The 18,922-nt window shown below is 49.3% G+C and carries 10 protein-coding genes; 5 read left to right on the forward strand and 5 right to left on the reverse strand.

Annotated elements, in window-relative coordinates; translation table 11 throughout:
- The first annotated feature begins 176 nt into the window (after positions 1-176).
- The 4 genes from H8K52_RS08590 to H8K52_RS08605 are packed head-to-tail and all read left to right on the forward strand — an operon-like array spanning position 177 to position 5,318.
- On the forward strand, positions 177-848 hold the full coding sequence (locus tag H8K52_RS08590) for an ABC transporter ATP-binding protein (RefSeq protein ID WP_186922486.1): 672 nt from the start codon (positions 177-179) through the stop codon (positions 846-848).
- Positions 845-2,875: an HlyD family secretion protein gene (locus tag H8K52_RS08595; protein WP_186922487.1), complete on the forward strand. Its 2,031-nt coding sequence runs from the start codon at positions 845-847 to the stop codon at positions 2,873-2,875. The genes H8K52_RS08590 and H8K52_RS08595 overlap by 4 nt, the downstream gene beginning before the upstream one ends.
- Positions 2,872-4,086 carry an efflux RND transporter periplasmic adaptor subunit gene (locus H8K52_RS08600; protein ID WP_186922488.1) on the forward strand — a complete coding sequence of 405 codons (1,215 nt, stop codon included), beginning with the start codon at positions 2,872-2,874 and terminating at the stop codon, positions 4,084-4,086. Before H8K52_RS08595 ends, H8K52_RS08600 begins: the two co-directional genes overlap by 4 nt.
- On the forward strand, positions 4,083-5,318 hold the full coding sequence (locus H8K52_RS08605; RefSeq protein WP_186922489.1) for an ABC transporter permease: 1,236 nt from the start codon (positions 4,083-4,085) through the stop codon (positions 5,316-5,318). Before H8K52_RS08600 ends, H8K52_RS08605 begins: the two co-directional genes overlap by 4 nt.
- A gap of 8 nt (positions 5,319-5,326) precedes the next feature.
- Here H8K52_RS08605 and H8K52_RS08610 read toward each other — a convergent pair whose 3' ends face one another.
- The 3 genes from H8K52_RS08610 to H8K52_RS08620 all read right to left on the reverse strand — a co-directional run bounded on the left by H8K52_RS08610 (position 5,327) and on the right by H8K52_RS08620 (position 8,682).
- Positions 5,327-6,232, reverse strand: a complete 906-nt coding sequence (locus H8K52_RS08610; protein WP_186922490.1) for a Dyp-type peroxidase — start codon at positions 6,230-6,232, stop codon at positions 5,327-5,329.
- 39 nt (positions 6,233-6,271) lie between these two features.
- Positions 6,272-7,003, reverse strand: coding sequence for a substrate-binding periplasmic protein (locus tag H8K52_RS08615; protein WP_186922491.1), 732 nt, complete (start codon positions 7,001-7,003; stop codon positions 6,272-6,274).
- 257 nt (positions 7,004-7,260) lie between these two features.
- Positions 7,261-8,682, reverse strand: coding sequence for an RCC1 domain-containing protein (locus H8K52_RS08620; protein WP_186922492.1), 1,422 nt, complete (start codon positions 8,680-8,682; stop codon positions 7,261-7,263).
- Between the two features lie 355 nt (positions 8,683-9,037).
- Here H8K52_RS08620 and H8K52_RS08625 point away from each other — a divergent pair, with 355 nt between their 5' ends.
- Positions 9,038-16,729, forward strand: a complete 7,692-nt coding sequence (locus tag H8K52_RS08625) for a DUF4214 domain-containing protein (RefSeq protein ID WP_186922493.1) — start codon at positions 9,038-9,040, stop codon at positions 16,727-16,729.
- Between the two features lie 20 nt (positions 16,730-16,749).
- Here H8K52_RS08625 and H8K52_RS08630 read toward each other — a convergent pair whose 3' ends face one another.
- Both H8K52_RS08630 and H8K52_RS08635 read right to left on the reverse strand, forming a co-directional pair.
- Positions 16,750-17,457: a DUF6445 family protein gene (locus H8K52_RS08630; protein WP_222613734.1), complete on the reverse strand. Its 708-nt coding sequence runs from the start codon at positions 17,455-17,457 to the stop codon at positions 16,750-16,752.
- 106 nt (positions 17,458-17,563) lie between these two features.
- Positions 17,564-18,874 (reverse strand): metal-dependent hydrolase family protein, encoded by a 1,311-nt coding sequence (locus H8K52_RS08635; protein ID WP_186922494.1) that lies wholly within the window; start codon positions 18,872-18,874, stop codon positions 17,564-17,566.
- Positions 18,875-18,922: the final 48 nt, after the last annotated feature.

Below are 18,922 nucleotides of genomic sequence, written 5' to 3' on the forward strand. Positions count from 1 at the left end.
AGATTGCAGGTTTTTTTTGTTTGCGAACGAAGGCATAAGAAATAAGAAATAAGAAATAAAATGATTCTTTGGCTCAATTGATAATTGACAATTATCAATTGAGTAAGGATACTTCCTGCCAATTCAGATGTTTCAATTCTTGTACCATACTTGAACAATGCCCAGAGGAAGTGTAGATGATCGCCCTAAAAGACATTCGTAAAACCTATAAGCAGGGAGGGAACGAAATTCGTGCCTTGGATGGCGTGGATTTATCGATTGGGCGCGGTGAGTTTGTCGCGATTATGGGGCCATCAGGTTCCGGTAAGTCGACTTTACTGAATGTCTTGGGGGCGTTGGATAAACCAGATAGTGGCACTTATCATTTGGAGCAAGATGAAATAGGTAGCATGGACGATGACGCGTCTTCGGATTTGCGCAATCGTCGGATTGGATTTGTGTTCCAGTCTTTTCACTTATTGCCGCGTTTAACGGTGTTAGAAAACGTCTTACTGCCACAGCGTTACGCCGAACGACAAGATCCAGAGGCCGAAAATCGTGCGCGTGCTTTGCTGGAGCGAATCGGATTAGGGCAGCGCATCAGCCATTTGCCTGGTGAACTCTCAGGTGGACAATTACAACGCGCTGCCATTGCGCGTGCCTTACTCAATCAACCCGCTTTATTACTGGCAGATGAACCGACGGGCAATCTCGACTCGAAAAGTGCGACCGATGTGTTGGAACTACTGGCCGAATTACATGCCAATGGACAAACCATGGTCTTGGTCACGCATGATCCAAACATCGCTGCCAAAGCACAACGCACTATCCATTTGAAAGACGGTAAAGTCGATGAGGTGCGGGTATGAGATCGGTTTTGAAGTTCACCGCTGTTCACGTTGCACTTTGCTTAGCCTTTGTCGTCAGCGCATCCGCGACTGCCGATAAGCCTGCCGCGTCATCTTATCAACGACCTGTGTTATTTACTGGCGAACTGCAGGCTGCAGATTCGGTGCCGATTATTGTGCCGACTTCCAATACGTCGCCAGTACCAATTCGCTACTATGTGCCTGAGGGAAGTAAGGTCAAATCTGGTGATGTTATTTTGCGTATCGATACGCAAGGGGATACGGATATTGAAAGACTCGAGCTTGAAATCGTACAAAACCGCGAACGTGGCTTACGCGAAGCGGCTGATTTGGAAGTGAAAACCATCGAAGCCGAGCGCGCCTTAATTACTGCACAAGCGGCTTTAGCCAAAGCCAAGATCGACGCGGCACTGCCAAAGGCGCAAATATCGGCCTTAGATTACGATAAATATCAGGGTGAATTAGATAGAGCCACTCGCGATTTTGCGGTCAAACAGAAAGCACTAGAAAACGCCAAAGAAGCAGTCAAGCGAAAATTGGAAGATAGTGACTTAGCGGTAAAACGCCTGCACATTCAGATTGCGTTTGCCAAAGTCCAAGTCGCGCAAAGTGAAGTCCGTGCTAGCCGTGATGGCGTTGTGATTCATGGTTATGATGATTGGAATGGCAAGCGTCTCGATGAAGGTGGTCACGCACAAATCGGTTCTGTTGCCGGACAAATCATCGGCGCGGGCAAGCTCAATGTCATCGCTTGGGTCTTAGAGGCAGATCGACCATTTTTGCAACCGGGGCAAGAATTGCACATGCGTTTTGACGCTATCCCAAATTCATTTACCAAGGGCGTGATCGAGCGCATCGCCAGCGCACCCGAAGCTCGCGCTATTTGGGGCAAGGGACGTTACTTTAAGACGGAGATTCGGCTGCCTGACAACTTAACTTATGAATTGCAACAGGGGATGAGTGTTGCCATTGAAACGATCAAAGTGCAAAAAAATCCTGTTGGCAAAGACAGTAGCAGCAGTCAAAAAGCCGAGAACGCGCCAAGTAAAATCACATCTTCGGCCAGCGTAACGGCAAAAAATATCGCGGTCCCAGAACTCACCTTAGAAGGCGAAGTGCTATCCCGCCAATCGCAAGTCATTTCGCCACCAACGATACGCAATGTGTGGAACTACAATTTGGTGATGTTGGCAGCCGAGGGTAGCCATGTCAAAGTCGGTGAGCCAGTGGCGATCTTTGAGGCGAATGATGCCAAGACAAAACTCGATACGCATCGTAGCTCGCTTAAGGAAAAGCAACGTAGTATAGAGAAAACGACTTTGGATCACGCTGAGGCTGCCAAGGCCGCAGATTTGGCGGTCAGTGAGGCGAAAAGTAATGCGGAGAAAGCCCTGCGTAAAGCCTCATTGCCAAAAGAATTAGTTAAGCGTATCGACTACGACAAACTGGTCATCGAGCGCGACTTATTTACTCAATTGGCGGGATTATCCGAGCGTCAGCGTGAAGCCCAACAACGTGCCAGAACAGCAGAATTGCGCGGTCTAAAATCGGAAACCGCACAACTGCAACAAACCATTTCGATTTTAGAAAAAGGTCTGAATGGCTTAACAGTGATTGCGCCACGTGCTGGTACGGTGGTGCATAACGTCGGTTTTGATGATGAAAAATTTGCGGTCGGTAGTCGCGTATTTATGGGGGCGGCCGTTGCTAATCTGGCGGATCCAGACAAAATTTTTGTCGCCGCCAAAGTGCCAGAGGCGCAGGTGTCTCTCGTCAAAATTGGCCAGTTGGTATCGGTGACTACGCCTGGCAGCAATACACAAATCGCGGCGAGGATCAGCGGCTTTGGTCCCGTGTTTCATGGTAAATCGGCAAACCAACCGATGATTGTTCGAGACATCGAAATCGAATTCGATAGCCTACCCAAAAATCTGAAACCCGGCACCGCAGTGCAAGTGAAACTAGCCAATCAGACTGCTGGTGCACCAGCCTTGCGACCTAGTGCTGCAGTAGGAGCTAAGAAATGAAAAAAATGAATACGATCTTCGCTTGCTTCATTGTGCTGGCGAATCTAACTGCGTGTAGCAGTGATTCGAGTGGCGATGGCGTTCCTGTTGAAGTGGTCGAGGCGCGCAGTTGGCAAGAAGAAATTCATGCGGATGGTGAAATTAAGGCGGCCGCTAGCACGCAATTAAATGTTCCAGGCACAGGCTGGGATCAACGTACGTTGGTGTCCATGGTCGCCAATGGCAGTCTGGTCGAAAAAGGTCAGACCATTGCTGTCTTTGATGCGGCGCAGTCGAGAATGAAATTGTCGCAAGCTGAGACTGATTTGCTTCGTAAGGAATTGATTGAGCTGGGGATTCAATCGAATGCGGAATTAGGTCGCGCTGAACTGAGTTCCGATAGTGCTAAGGTCACTGGTGATTTGAATTTGAGTAAGCGTTATGCGAATGCTGATCTACAAATTTTTGCGCAAAACAAAATTCTCGACACCTTAGTCGATATTGGTTTCCTCAATCACAAGCAAGATTATTTGAAATGGAAAAATAATCAGATTGGCGCGCGCAGTCATGCAGATCAGGCCGTGGTGCAGTCACAAAAGGAAAGCGTCACTTTGACGATCGAGCAACAACGTAAGAGCTTGTCCGCTTTGGAACTGCGAGCGCCACATGAAGGTGTGTTTCTCTTGAAACCGCGTTGGAATGGGTCTTTGCCGCAGGTTGGTAGCAAGATGTGGGCCGGAGAAGAGTTTGGTTCTTTACCTGATCTTGAACAACAAGTTGCTAAGTTTAGCATCGCAGAAGGTGCTGCATTTGGTTTGAAAGAAGGTCAAGCGATCAAAGTTCGCTTGTCAGGCACTGGCACGGAATTGGATTTGAAAGTCACTAAAGTCGGCAAAACTGCCAGCACCAAATCGCGCGAATCACCGGTCAAGTATTCTGACTTTGAGGCCAATATAGGACAAGATTTGGTACGAAAATTTGTCCTAAAGCCCGGGCAGGCAATTACCGGTCGGGTCACTTTACTCGATTCTAAAAAAGTACTGACGGTTCCTAACATCGCCTTGGTGCAAGAAGGCGCTGACTACTTTGTTTATTTGATGGAGAAGTCCACTAAGCTGAAACAGAAAGTCGAGTTGGGTTTGCGCGGACAGATACGCAGTGAAGTGAAGTCCGGTTTAAGTGCCGGTGCAAAGTTGGTGTTGGTGCCGGAAAAGAAAGAGGATAAGTCATGAATCGTGCCCTGATTGTTGAAGCTATTGTTGAACTAAAGCGGCGCAAGCTCAGGACCGGTTTAACGCTGTTGGGAATGGTGTTTGGGGTGGCTGCGATTGTCGCTATGTTAGCGGTAGGTGAGGGCAGTAAGCGCGAGGCATTGCGCTTGGTGGCCGAGCTTGGTTTAAATAATATCTTGGTCGAATCAAAGAGTATTGCTGCGGATAAGTTGAAAGATATCCGCACCCGCTCTTTAGGATTGTCCGCCGCCGATGCCACTGCGGCGATGTCGGTGGTGCCTGGTGCGCAATCGGTCGCCTTGAAAAAAGAAATCAAGGTAGATCAATTGGTGTATGGGACTAATATCATCGCCGGCCGCGCTTTTGCCGTGTCGCAAAGTTATGCCGAGCATGGTGGCTTGCAGATTGCCCACGGGCGTTGGTTGCAAACCGAAGATAGCGATACTTTGGCACCGGTCGCTGTGATAGGCGCGCGTTTAGCCAAGAGTTTATTCGGCGAGCAAAATCCAATCGGTGAGCGCATCAAGCTGAATCATACTTGGCTGGAAGTGGTTGGCGTATTGGCAGATCGTTCTGCTGGCAAAACTGAATTTGAAGGCATTAAACTAGGGCTCGATGATGAGCGCTTATTTGTACCTTGGGAAAGTGGGCGCGCCCGTTTTTTATTCACTCTGATCGAAGATGAAGTCGATGGTATCAGCTTGCGTTTAGATGGCAAGGTCGCCCCCGATGCGGCAGCACGTGTTTTGCAAACGGTGATTGCGCAACGCCATGCCAATGCCGACGATACCAACTTAATTGTACCTATGGGCTTGTATCGCCAAAACCAGCAGACGCAACGTATCTTTACCATCGTGATGAGTTCGATTGCGGCTGTCTCTTTGTTAGTTGGCGGTATCGGCATTATGAATATCATGCTGGCCAATGTCTTGGAGCGACGTCGTGAAATTGGCTTAAAACGCGCCTTGGGTGCGCGTCGTCGCGATGTGGTTGAGCAGTTTTTAGCAGAAGCTTTAGTGATTGCCGTAACAGGTGCGTTGATGGGAGTCGTGCTGGGAGCGATCGCTGCGTATAGCATTGCGACGTTGGCGGGTTGGTCTGTCGCATGGTCACCACTGAGTTTGTTGACCGCCGTCTCGATGTGTATTGCCGTCGGTCTGGCGTTTGGGGTCTTTCCTGCAAAGCAGGCGTCGCGTTTAGACCCGATCGCTGCTTTGCGTAGTGATGGCTAAGTGTTGCGTTAGCGATTAAGATTTTCTGAGTTCACAAGGGCGCTTAAATTTAAGCGCCCTTGTTGCATCGGCGGGCACCAAAAATAGCTGCTGATCATTGGCGTCGATATTTGGAATAGCGCATCGACGATCCCATCTTCCAATCCCAACATGCGTCGCAATTGTGCTTCAAAAGCATCAAATGATTTGCCAAATGCGGTGAAATATAATCCTGCATTATCATGCGACGACCAAGGCATAGACCGGCGCAAGATAAACGCTTCTGGCGTAAAGCTCTCTTGTGCTGTACGTTTGACATGGGCACTTTCGGGCGCATCATCAAGCTCTTCGTTATCGCTGAGACGACGACCTATCATGTGATCTTGTTGCGTTTCGCTCATGGCATGAAAGGCAGCAAAACTATGGTGCCATTGTTGTACTGCGACCATGCTGCTGCCATTCAAGGCAACATGTTCACTTTGTACGAACGCACATTCGAGCGCAGCCTCATCTTGAGGATTTTCAGTGCCGTCTTCATAGCCGGTTAAATCACGACCTCCTTGATACTGATAGGCGTCAATTTGTTGGTTGACTTCGAAATTTGGTGCCAGTAAGTTTTTTACTTTCTGGGTCAGATGGAATAGTTCACCACGTTCCTCCGCTTTTAACCATATCCATAAATCGATGTCGAGTGCCTGCATGTCAATATGAGAGTTTGATAGATCAGGAAATCGGCGCATGCCCGGTATGTCGACTTCGAGAAAAGCAAGGAGTGAAGCACCTAGACCGAGTACGAGTTGATGATTCGAAAGCTGCTCACTGGCATTGCGCAAAGTCTGTAGTAAAGATGCGGCGTCAATGGCAGGGTTGCGGGTGCAGTGTAAATAAATCGCGTGTGCCGAAATGGGCGCGATGATGTCAGTTTGAATTTGCATCTTGGCCATGCGTAAAAATGGAAGGATGGGTGATCTGGCTTATTTGGCAAAAATACGATCGAGTTCGCCATTTTTCTTTGCTTGTATTAATACTTTATCGATCTTATCCAAGATTGTTTTATCGCCATTGATACTCATGGCAAAGTGGGCATCAATCACAGAAACAGGGTGGGGAACGATACAGAAGATATCGGTCTTTTTCTTTTTGTACTCGTCCAAGTCAGCGGCATACAATTGATTAAGTTCTTTTTGCACTTCTTTTAAATTCGTGCGGGGCTCGTACAAGAGGAATGCATCCATCCGTTTCTGGTGCAATTTTGAAAAACGTCCAGCCAAACTGCTGGTGTTGTACTCGGCTTTGAAGCTGATATTAACTTGACTATCAAATTCCTCACCAGCACTGGAGCCTTGCACGATGCCTATGGTTTTTCCTTTGAGATCTTGTAGAGTGTTAAAGACGAAATTGCTTTCACAACGGCTAACTAGCCATACCTTGTCGGTGTAAACAGGTTCGGAGAAATGAAAAATTTTCAAACGCTCTGCGGTTTTATAGATGCCAAAAATGAGACCTTCGCCATTTTCGCCATTGTGTAAAACCCGACGCCAAGGATAGCGGCGGATATCGAAGTCAATTTTGGCCGTTTCTTCGAGGTAGTTAAATAGCTGCAATATGTTTTTGGTAAGGGGGAGAATTTGGTCGCGCTCCCCTTTTTGTTCCGGCATTAAAACGGCGACGGTGGGTCGAACCGCAATGCTAGAAGTGTTTGGCATAGCGCTAGCGATTCCAGCCAAGGCGCTGGAATAGATGCAAATACAAAGCAGAAGTTGTTGAATCCGATTGCGCAAAATGCTGATTTCCCAGACGCGTGTTAAACCTAAATTTTGGATCTCATTTTAGCGTAAAACCATCCCACTGTTGCGCTGCGGAACAGTGGAATGGTTTTATTTCTTGTGCTTTGTTGTTTCGTGCGAGCTGTGAAGTTTGGCTGAGAAGTTTTGCTGAGTAGTCGCCTCAGCGTCGTGTAGTTTTATTGGACATTGCTGGGAGAATTGAGGCTGACACGCTTGCCATCACCTAATTGGCCTTCGATGTTTCGACCCCATACCCAGAGGCTGCCGTCGGTACGAATTGCCAGCGTATGGTAGTAGCCTGCTGAAATCAGCTTCCAATTCTTTCCGTCGCCAATTTGTACTGGGACCAATTGATTGAGATTATTTCCCAACCCGAGTTGACCATCGGCGTTCGAACCCCATGCCCACATACTGCCGTCATTTTTTAACGCCAGACTATGTTTAGCGCCAGCGCTTACCATAGCCCAGGTATTTTGCGTGCTGATGACGCTGGGATTGAGTCGATCGGAAAGTGCTCCATTGCCAAGTTGACCTTGATCATTGCCCCCCCAACTATACAGTGCACCGTCTGCACGAATTCCTAGGCTATGTGAGTGACCTGCAGCGATAGATACCCATGTGGCAGTCCCGATTTGGGTTGGGGTCGCGACCGTTACGCTCGGTCCTACCCCGACTTGACCGCTCAGATTGCTGCCCCAGCCCCAGATGGTGCCATCTGAGCGACGGGCGATCGTGTGGCTTGCGCCGGCTGCTACTGAGGTCCAATTTTTGGCCGTGCCGATTTGCACAGGCTCGACTCGGTCTATGACAGTGCCATCACCGAGTTGTGAATTAAAATTTCGACCCCAAGCCCATAATGTGCCGTCTTTTTTTATCCCCACAGTATGTGATTTTCCTGCTGAGATGGCGATCCAAGTGGCACTGCCGATTTTGCTGGGATTGAGTTTATCGACAAAGCTCGCATCGCCAAGTTGGCCATTTTGATTAAAACCCCATGACCATAGCGATGCATCACTACGAAGGGCGACGGTATGAAACTCACCCGCCGCGATTTGCGTCCACGTATTTGCGCTCCCCATCGCTACCAACTCAGCTTGATCGTTAGCGGTGCCATTACCGAGTTGGCCAGTACGATTTAAGCCGGTACTAACTACAGTGCCATTGGCTTTTACGATCAGTGAGTGACTGCCACCCGCGGCGATGCCGACATAGGGTGCTTGTACTGTCAATTTTGTTGTCCCGTTCACCTTACCGATGGTGGCGGTAATCGTTTCGACGCCCATGGCCTTACTGGTGGCGATGCCTGTCGCTTGAACAATACTGGCAACAGTGCCAGGTGCGCTCCACACCAGATCTTTGGTAATCGCGGCAGTACTACCGTCGGAATAGCTGCCAGTCGCGGTAAATTGTTGCGTTAAACCTAAAGCAATGGTGGGATTGGCTGGGCTAATATTAATAGAAACCAAGCTAGGAACGGTGGTCGTGGTGGTGGTACTGTCCTTGCTGCCTCCGCCGCAAGCAGACAATACTAAACTTAGGCATGCGCCCAAGCACAAAAAGAGCCCAGTGGACTTGAGTCGAGATAAGCGTGGTGTCATAGTCATCAGTTCGATGGTGCAGTTGGATTACAGGCAAAGACAAACAGGAAGGTGAGGTCAAGTTTCGTCTAGTTTTGTATAGTGTATCGAAAGTCGGCGTCACCGATTGCCTGATTAGACAGGGTTTCCACTCTTTATTGCCCCGATTGAATGGGGCGGAATTTTTGCATGATGTTGGATAATTAGGGTGTCTTGCGTGTTTTTTTTCCGCACAGGATGAGGCGCAAGCGCTCAGCATAGATAATTGCTGGCAACAGGACTATTTCTGTAAAGTAATGTTAGATTGTTGCCGTATACCTTGATGGGCACCAGCGTCGAACTCATTCGCAGTCAATGTCATTTTTTGAAAGTCAATATGGCTAGCATCAATTATCAATATGAATTAATCAAAATGTACCTAGCTGCTTTTATCCGGCCGCCGGAAAAATCAGGCTTGGAATATTGGTTATTGCAGCTCGACAGCGGCAAGAGTTTTGACAATGTATTGGAAACCGTATTTAGTCTGGATATTGTCAAAGATGTTTATCCTACAGCTTTGCCACCTGAATCGTTTGTGACTCTAATTTATGTCAATGTATTTGGTAAATCACCAGATTTGGAAGGTTTGAATTATTGGAAGCAGCAAATGCTAGATGGTCGCAGCCGTGGCAATCTTGTGATGGATATGATCAATGCCGGCTTAACTTCACAAGACGGCACCGAAGGCAAAGCCTATATCATTAACCGTTTAGCCGTGGCGCAGTTTGCAGTGGATCAACAGTTTGCACAACGGGCAGATTTGACACCGAATTATCTGAAAAACGTCATGCTGTCAGTCAATGCCAATCCAGACACCGTCACGGCGGCAAATAAATTGCTAGGGTCGAGTGTGACAGGGGTAGGTTTGGGCGCGCCAGTTAATGCAATGACGATTGTTGCCGCGGCTGATGGATTAAGTACGACTGAGGTCAATGCTGGGGTGGCGGTCGTCGTAGACTTAACCGGCACGAATGCCGTGGCGAACAATGTCTTAGAGTTATTACTTGATAATCGTCCTTTCTCCACGCCAATCACGCGGGCGCTGACCGATGCCGAGGTCAAAGCAAAAAAAGTTAGTTTGGTGATTCCAAAGACGGTGAACTGGGGCAATGATGGTACAAAGTTATTGACGGTATTTCTCAAAGATAGTGTGGGAAACGTCAGCCCCCCAGGTGGTGACATTAAAGTCGACTTGAACATCGTTGCCCCTAAAGCCCCAATGTATGCCTTATCTGTTCCCGCTGCGGCCGATCGTATTAACTTGGTAGAAAAGACCAGCGGTGTTGCGGTGGGGGTGACCATACTTGGTACTGGCGCGGTCGTTGGCGACAAGCTTGAATTGCTACTTAATTCGCAGAGTTTCACGCAAAAAGTGTTGGCAACCATTACTAGTGCTGACGTGGAGAGTGGAACGGTCAATATGCTCATTCCGGGCAGTGTGAATTGGAATTTAGATGGTGACAAATTACTGTCTGCCAGAATATTGGACAGGGCTGGCAACATAGGTGGTTCTGGTGGAACAGTCGTGGTGAACATCGACACCACAGCACCGGTAGCACTACTCAATGCAGTACAAATCGCATCGGCGACTAACGGTTTAAATTACTTAGAGCGCGCCAGTCCAGTGCGGGTGAAAGTCGATTTAACTGGGATCAATGCGACATTAGGCGATTCCGTTGAATTGCTGATTGACGATAAAGCGTTTGCTTCAAGCACCCTACAAGAATTAAGTGCTGCGGATATTTTGGCGAAGTTTGTCATGGTGTCGATTGCGCCGCTCGATCCCGCTTGGAATCTTGCCGAAGGAAATCGAAGCATTTCTGCGCGCCTGATCGATAGCGCTGGTAACGTTGGTAAAAGCGGAGGCAATCTGACGGTGTTGGTTGACAGTATTGCGCCAAAAACGGAAACCACCAGCTTCACAATTGCAGCGGCGACGGATGGCATTAGCGCAGCAGAAAAAAACGCTGGCGTCAGCATCGTTGTGAATTTGGTAGGCTCCGGCGTGGTCGCTGGGGACACGATTACGATACTAAGCGGACTGCAGTCGCAATCCGTGTTGTTCAGTCAGGTGTTGACCGCTGCACATGTCAGTGCCAAGCAAGTTACTTTAACCGTACCCGCTAGCAGCAATTGGGGCAGCGATGGCAATAAAGTATTGGCAGTGAGTTTTACAGACGTTGCTGGCAATGTCAGTATCGCCAGTCCCAGTAGCGTCGTGATACTCGATACGCAGGCGCCCTCGGCTTCGACGGTCGATTTGCAAGTGCCAGCGCGATTAAATGGGATCAATACCCTTGAGAAAGTCGCTGGTGTCTTGGTCAATGTCAGCCTGGCTGGTACCCAAGCGGTCGTCAAGGACAAGGTCGAAATCCTGTTGGCCGGATCGGCCTTTGCCACGCCGGTAACTTATGTGTTGACCGCCGCTGATATCGCAAATAATTTGGTGTCGGTGCTTATTCCCGGCAATGCGGCGTGGGGCGCTGATGGTAATAAACAAATCAGTGCTCGGGTGGTCGATGTGGCAGGCAACATTGGTGCGCCTGGAATTGTACTTGACGTGCTAATCGATACGATTGCACCAGATGGGCCATCGAGTGTTTTAGTCGTACCAGCCAACGAAGGCGGTGGTATTTCTATTGCCGAAAAAAATCAGGGTGTAATGGTGAAAGTCAGTTTGGGCGGTACCAATGTACAAATTGGTGATCGAGTTGAATTACTGATCGGAGGCCTAGGTTTTGCCAATCCGGTTACGGCGATCTTAACTGATTCAGATTTGGCTGCGAAAGCGGTATTCTTAAATGTGAGGCCAAGCGATGGCTGGGGCAGTGATGGTGATAAAGTTTTATCTGCCAGGTTTATAGATTTCGCGGGAAATCTTGGTGTAGCCTCTGGCAATGTCACGGTGACATTAGATAGTGTGGCACCAAATCCCACTGAAGTTGTTCTCTCAATTCCAGCAGCACAAAATGGGATTAATAGTGCAGAGAAAGCGGCCGGTTTTGACGTATTTGTCGATTTGCGTGGAACTGGCGCGATTAGTGGTGACATTATTCAGTTGTATCTTGATGAAAAACCATTTGCGACGCCGATTACCTTAACTCTAACGGGAGCAGAGGCGACGGCCAAACAAGCTACCATCAAAGTTCCCGCCAACGTCGATTTGGGCGCAGATGGGAACCATTTATTCAGCGTTGTGATTACCGATGGCGCAGGTAATTCTGGTCGCGCTGGCGGCTCCTTAGTGGTGGTGGTCGATACGGCGGGGCCGAGCGGCGCAACCGTACCGTTAGTGATTCCTGCAGCTAGCAATGGCATTAGCAGTGCGGAAAAACTCGCTGGGGTCGTGGTTCAGGCTGACTTGACAGGCACAGGCGCAAAAGTATCTGACAAATTTGAGATACTCATTAACGGCGCGAGCTTTAAATCCACAATTATGCAGACCTTGAGCAGCAGTGATATCGGCGCTGGATCGCTCAGTATTACCATTCCGGGAAATGCAGATTGGGGAACTGATGGCCTGAAAAATATGTCGTTCAGATTGATCGACGCAGCAGGCAATGTCGGTGCCAGCGGCGGCCTGTTGGTGGTTAATCTAGATACCCAATCGCTGTCTGGACCAAGCAATCCTTTAGTGATTCCCGCGAACGTCGATGGTGGTATTTCGCTTTCTGAAAAAAATGCAGGCGTCAATGTGATCGTCAATTTGAGCGGCACCTCGGTGATTGCTGGAGATAGCGTTGAATTATTAATTGGTGGTAGTGCTTTTGCAACGCCGATTAAACGTGTCATCACTGCGGCCGAGGTGACCGCAAAGACCCTAACCATGACGATAGGCGCAACGGATGGGTGGGGGGCTGACGGACCTAAAAATTTGACAGCTAGATTTATCGATATCGCTGGCAATATTGGTTCTGGCTCTGGACTTGCGGCGGTCAACCTCGATACGAATTCACTGAACCCTGCCATTAGTCCCCTAGTTGTCGCTGCCGCTGCCAATGGCATCAGTAATGCGGAAAAGAGTGCAGGGGTGGATGTGATCGTGAATCTGGACGGGACGGGCGCTGTCAATGGGGATAAGCTCCAAATCCTAATTGATGGTGCGGCATTTCCAACGCCCGCCATCTACACCATCACCGCGGCGCAAGCACTGGCAAAATTTGCGACCATTAAGATCCCCGGTAATGCCGTATGGGGAGTCGATGGTGCGCATGTATTATCGGTGAACTTGATCGATAAATCAGGCAATGTAAGTCTTTCTGGTGGTGATGTGATTGTTGTTTTAGACACCACTGCACCTATCGCACCGACCGTGCCGATCAGTATTCCCGCTGCAATCAATGGCCTCAATAACCAAGAGCGAGCGGCCGGCGGGTCTGTGGTTGTGAGTCTAGCGGGGATGGGTGTCGTGGCAGGTGACACCATCGAGCTGTTACTCGACGGTAAAGCATTTTCTACCAATACTTCACAGAACCTTACCAATACTGACATCATCAATGGTTTTGCTACCTTATTCATCTCGCCAACGACCAATTGGGGCGTGGATGGACTCAAAAACGTATCAGCTCGGGTGACCGATATTGCAGGGAACGTTGGTGCGAGTGGTGGCAATCTAATCATTACATTAGACACGTCCGCGCCCGCAGGCCCGACCAACCCATTGGTTGTTCCTGCTAATGCGGGTGGTGGAATCACGACCACGGAATTAAATTCTGGTATTGACGTCGTTGTCAATTTGAACGGCACTAAAGCCGCAGCGGACGATACGGTCGAAATTCTCTTAGCCGGCAATGCCTTCAACATACCAGTGACTCGAGTGCTAACTGCTGCTGATATTACGGCAAAGACAGTGACCTTAACGATTCCTGTTGGTAGTGGCTGGGGTAACGATGGCATCAAGGCTCTGACAGCACGGTTCGTCGATTCGGCTGGTAATCTAGGTACTGGGTCTGGCTTAGTGAATATTTTGATCGATGGTGTTCCACCCAATCCAACTGGGCAGCTATTGGTCGTTCCTGCAGCGACAAATGGCATCAGTAATGCTGAGCGTTTGGCTGGCGTTAGCGTCGTGGTTGATCTCAATGGAACTGGTGCACTATCGGGCGACACAATTACTATTTTGATTGATGGACTTGGGTTTGCCACACCGGTCACGCATAAAATTACCGCCGCGCAAATTACTGCCAAATTAGCGACGGTGCTCATTCCTGCGACTGCCCAATGGGGCGTCGATGGCACTAAAGTCTTGAGTGCCACAATCACCGATGCTTTGGGTAACGTATCGACAACGGGTGGCGATGTCAGCGTGGTGTTAGATACAACAGGGCCGACTCCGGCAACGAATGCGGTTGCGATTGTCGCCGCTGTTAACGGCATCAGTACGGCAGAAAAAGCCGCAGGCGTTTCGGTTTCTGTGAATCTGTCTGGATCAAACGCAGTTGCTGGTGATCGTTTGGATTTATTAATTGACGGCCTGGTCTTTACCTCACCGGTAAGCTATGTGTTAACCGCAGCGGACATGCTTGCAGGTGTTGTGAACATCAATATTCCTTCGGCTGCTGGCTGGGGAATCGATGGCGTGAAGTTAATATCCGCACGTTTTGTCGATGTTGCCGGCAACATCGGCGTCGGCGGAGTCGCAACGAGTGTCGTTTTAGATACCACGGCACCCGCTGGCCCGACTTCAACGCTGGTCGTTAGTGCAAATAGTGGCGGTGGCATTACCACAGCGGAGAAAAATGCAGGTGTTGATGTGCTGGTTAATTTGAATGGAACCACGGTTGTTGCCGGTGATATGGTTGAGATTTTGATCGGTGGCTCCGCCTTTGCAAATCCAGTGAGCCGCGTGCTCACAGCCGCTGAGGTCACTGCAAAAAGCGTCAACTTGACCATAGGTGCCTCAGATGGTTGGGGAGCTGATGGTACGAAAATCTTGACTGCTCGTTTCGCCGATATCGCTGGAAACCTTGGTAATGCCTCTGGCGCACTCACGGTGACGGTCGATGGTGGTGCGCCGAATCCACCTGCGACGCCATTAGTTGTGGCCGCCGCGACTAATGGCATTAGTAATGCTGAGAAACTATCCGGTGTCACGGTCGTGGTCAGTTTGGTTGGTACCGGCGCTGTTGCAGGCGACACGATTAATCTGCAATTAAATACAGCGGCCTTCCCCACGCCAGTCGTGCATACCATTACGGCGTCGCAGATTACCGCCCAATCAGCTACTGTGATCATTCCTGGGGCGGCTGTTTGGGGTAGTGATGGTAGTAAATTGATGACCGCCAGTTTCAGTGATGCCTTGGGCAATGTTGGATCTGCGGGCGGGGATTTGATCGTCATGCTCGATACCACCGGGCCGTCTGCGCCGGTCAACCCTGTCATTATTGCAGCAGCAACGAACGGTATCGGCTTGACCGAAAAAAATGCAGGTGTCGGCGTCAGTGTCGATTTAACCGGTTCCGGATTAGTCGCTGGGGACAGTGTCGAGCTGCTACTGAATAATTTTGCCTTCCCGACCGCTGTCAGCAGATTGTTGACAGCTTTGGATGTCAGCAACGGCGTCGTGAATTTAACCATTCCCGGAGCCGCCAATTGGGGTGCCGATGGTAGTAAAGTCATCAGTGCTCGAGGCATTGATATTGCCGGCAATCCTGGTGTTGGCGGTGGTGATTTAACCTTGAACTTGGATACGACGGCCCCAAATGGACCGACTAATGCTCTGGTAGTTGCGGCAGACGGTGGCGGTGGCATTACTGCAGCTGAAAAAAATGCAGGCGTATTGGTCGATGTTAATTTGCTAGGCGCAGGTTTAGTGGTGGGCGACAGCGTAGAGCTTTTAATTGGTGGTGCAGCTTTTGCGACGCCGGTAATTCGGATTTTGAACGCCTCTGATATTAGCGCCAATCTGGCGATATTGTCGATTGCTGCTGGAGATGGTTGGGGGGCTGACGGCAGTAAAACCTTGACCGCAAGATTCATTGATCAGGCTGGGAATGTTGGTGCTGGTGCAGGTGCTGCAACTGTGTTGATGCTGGATACTACGCCGCCCAATGTTCCGAATGTGGCCATGGCAGTTGCGGCAGCAGTGAATGGTATTAACGTCAGTGAAAAAAATGCAGGAGTATCGGTGCTTGCGAATTTGATTGGTACGAATGCAGCAGCTGGCGATGTCGCGACTTTGCGAATTGACGGCGCTGGATTTTCTATCCCCGTTACACATACCATCACAGCCGGAGAAGTGAGTGCCGGCAATTTTAATTTTGTGGTTGGTAGTGGTGATGGATGGGGAGGGGATGGTAGCAAAGTTCTCAGTATGATCATCACAGATGTCGCTGGAAATACAGGCCTGCCAGGAGGTCACGTGACGGTGGTGCTCGATACCACATTGCCAAATGCGCCAAGTACAGCGGTCATGGTTGCTGCAGCGGCAAATGGAATTAATGCAACGGAAAAAACTTTAGGTGTTAGCGTCATCGTTGATTTGATGGGCACCAATGCGGTAGTCGGCGACAAAGTTGAGATTCTATTGGGTGGGGTATCATTTAGTACGCCGGTGTTACATACGCTGAGCGGTTCAGACATCACAGGCTTAAGTGCGAGTGTATTCATCGACAGTACGTCTGGTTGGGGCGCAGACGGTGTAAAAACCTTGTCAGCACGAATTATCGATGCGGCAGGCAATACCGGTTTGGCAGGTGGTAGCTTGACAACGTTTTTAGAAACCTCGATTCCCACCGCCGTCGGCCTGCCGGTATATACCGACGTTGATGGATTAGGGACGATTAATCAATGGGATACTTACGTATTCACAATTTCCGAGGCGACCAATAAGAGCATTACGATTAATGATATTTTGGTGAACAATTCCCATAGCTTTGGCTCGGGTGCTAGCGTTAGCTGGAGTGCCGATGGTACGCAGTTGACCTTAACGTTAGGGGCGAGCACGACTATCGCTTCTGGTGATATCGTGACTTTGGTTGGTGTTTCAGATTTGGCAGGTAATGCTCTGAATTTAGCGTTTTCGATTTAAGGGCGTGGAAATGACAGAGCTTAGTCCTCTGTCATCCAAAAAAATACCGTGGTTAAGCGTTTGTCTCTTAGCTCTTTACCGAAGTACCCACTGGCGCAATGGACTATATTCGCTTTGTACAAAATCATGCGATTGAAGACGTTTTGTACTCGCATATCTTCGTACCACGCTTGTATCGGTAGTGCTTTGACGCGTAAGGCATCCACTAAATTATTATGCGGTGGTAGCACGATATTGCCACCGATGGCGCCATTTGGATAGCGTAAGCGACAGAAGCTGGTGCCGGTATCCGGCGGTGGGTTAGGGCTTAGATAAATGACGCAAGCGTAACGACATAGCCGGCGACTGTCGGTGTGCGGATGAGGGGAGCTCTCAGTGGCGCCAACTAGTTGCGCGACGTTACAATCGAGGCGTAAACCACCCGGCGGTTGTTCCATCCAAAGTTTATCTTTACCGATCAATTGTTTGACTTTGGTTTCGACTTGTTCCAGTTCATCTGGGGTGAGGGCACCATGAAAACGCATGCCCGGCCAGCTTTCTGGCTGATAGGGGGCACCATATTCCCATTTTTCACGTGCAAAGCAGCGTTCCGAAATCTCATTTGCATTGGATAACACATCATCGACGATCCAATAATTTTGGCCATGTTCCAAGGCTTCATAAGCTAATTTGGGGGCAATTTCTGGTATTGATGGTAAAGGAGTGGCGGGAATCGGTAGCGGTAACATAAGCAAAATTAATTCAGAAATTTGTGGCAAAGATAGGGCTTGCAGCTGATTTAAATAGTAACAGAGCGCCGACCTATCCTTGCTTCCTAGTATGCCAAAGTTGACATTATTTACTGATAGGTGTTTTGTAAACCACACCATTTTTCATCACGAATTCAACTTTTTCTAAACTGCCGATCTCTTTGAGTGGATCGCCTTTGACTGCAATGATGTCAGCAGCAAAATTATTCTCAATGGAACCCAGACGTGCACTTTGATTGAGTAATTCAGCTGCTCCCAAAGTGGCGCTGCGAATCGCCGCTAGCGGCGGCATCCCAGCTTCCACCATATAAGTGAACTCTTTGGCATTCTCACCATGCGGAAAAACGCCAGCATCGGTGCCAAAGGCAATATTGACGCCAGCTTTATACGCGCGAGCAAAAGTCGACTGGATCAAGGGGCCAATTGCAGCAGCTTTTGGTTGTACGACGGGGGAAAAGTAATCTGGAATCTTGGCTTTTGCAGCCACAAACTTGCCAGCAGAAATGGTCGGCACGTACCAAGCGCCATGTTTCTTAAAAAGAGCGATGGCTTCATCATCCATGTAAGTGCCATGCTCAATCGAATCGACGCCAGCCCGCACGGCCCGTTTGATTCCCTCATTACCATGCGCATGCGCGGCAACACGAAAGCCATAGTCTTTGGCAGTCTTGACGATACTCGTGAGTTCTTCATCGGTAAATTGGGTGTTTTGACCGCTACTGGCCTGACTCAATACACCAGCGGTGGCGGTGATTTTGATCAGATCGGCACCTTCTTGATAACGACTGCGAACTGCTTCACGTGCGCTATCTACGCCATTAATCACACCATTTTCTGCGCCGGGTTTGCCCATCGCTACTCGCATGGCATGTGATAAGCCGTTTGATGGATCAGCGTGCCCGCCTGTGGTACCAATTGCTTTACCAGCAGTGAACATCCGCGGGCCGATAATGCTGCCAGCATCGATAGCGCGTTTCATCGAGACATTTAATCCATCAGCAGCGCCCAAATCACGGACAGTGGTGAAGCCGGCCAGTAAGGTCCGTTCTGCTAGTTTAATGGAGCGATAAGCATAATCGGCAGCATCTGAGGTCAAGGTGTTGCGGAGCTCTTCAACCTGAGGCTTTGGGTCATCAGACAAGTGAACATGCATGTCGATGAGTCCAGGTAAGCAAGAATAGGCACGCAAGTCGATATGCGACGCTTGAGATTTCATAGGCGCTATGGAAACTATCGTATCGTTCTGGATGGTGACGCTGACATTGTCACGCCACACGCCAGTTTTGACGTCGAGTAATTTGCCGCAATCAATCACGGTAGTTGCCGCCAGTGCAGGTGCGCTCATACTTGCTGCGCTACAAATAATGCCGAGTGTGAGATAGCTTATTTTTTTCATATATTTTTTATCGGTGGTTGGTGGTAGGTGGTTGCTGGTTGTGGTCGT

This window comes from Affinundibacterium seohonense (assembly GCF_014284305.1).
Taxonomy (GTDB): domain Bacteria; phylum Pseudomonadota; class Gammaproteobacteria; order Burkholderiales; family Burkholderiaceae_D; genus Undibacterium; species Undibacterium seohonense.

What these genes read in the sequence shown, in the direction of transcription:
- H8K52_RS08590 (WP_186922486.1), top strand. Translation starts at nt 177, where the DNA reads ATGATCGCCCTAAAAGACATTCGTAAAACCTATAAGCAGGGAGGGAAC.
- H8K52_RS08595 (WP_186922487.1), top strand. Translation starts at nt 845, where the DNA reads ATGAGATCGGTTTTGAAGTTCACCGCTGTTCACGTTGCACTTTGCTTA.
- H8K52_RS08600 (WP_186922488.1), top strand. Translation starts at nt 2,872, where the DNA reads ATGAAAAAAATGAATACGATCTTCGCTTGCTTCATTGTGCTGGCGAAT.
- H8K52_RS08605 (WP_186922489.1), top strand. Translation starts at nt 4,083, where the DNA reads ATGAATCGTGCCCTGATTGTTGAAGCTATTGTTGAACTAAAGCGGCGC.
- H8K52_RS08610 (WP_186922490.1), bottom strand. Translation starts at nt 6,232, where the DNA reads ATGCAAATTCAAACTGACATCATCGCGCCCATTTCGGCACACGCGATT.
- H8K52_RS08615 (WP_186922491.1), bottom strand. Translation starts at nt 7,003, where the DNA reads ATGCCAAACACTTCTAGCATTGCGGTTCGACCCACCGTCGCCGTTTTA.
- H8K52_RS08620 (WP_186922492.1), bottom strand. Translation starts at nt 8,682, where the DNA reads ATGACACCACGCTTATCTCGACTCAAGTCCACTGGGCTCTTTTTGTGC.
- H8K52_RS08625 (WP_186922493.1), top strand. Translation starts at nt 9,038, where the DNA reads ATGGCTAGCATCAATTATCAATATGAATTAATCAAAATGTACCTAGCT.
- H8K52_RS08630 (WP_222613734.1), bottom strand. Translation starts at nt 17,457, where the DNA reads ATGTTACCGCTACCGATTCCCGCCACTCCTTTACCATCAATACCAGAA.
- H8K52_RS08635 (WP_186922494.1), bottom strand. Translation starts at nt 18,874, where the DNA reads ATGAAAAAAATAAGCTATCTCACACTCGGCATTATTTGTAGCGCAGCA.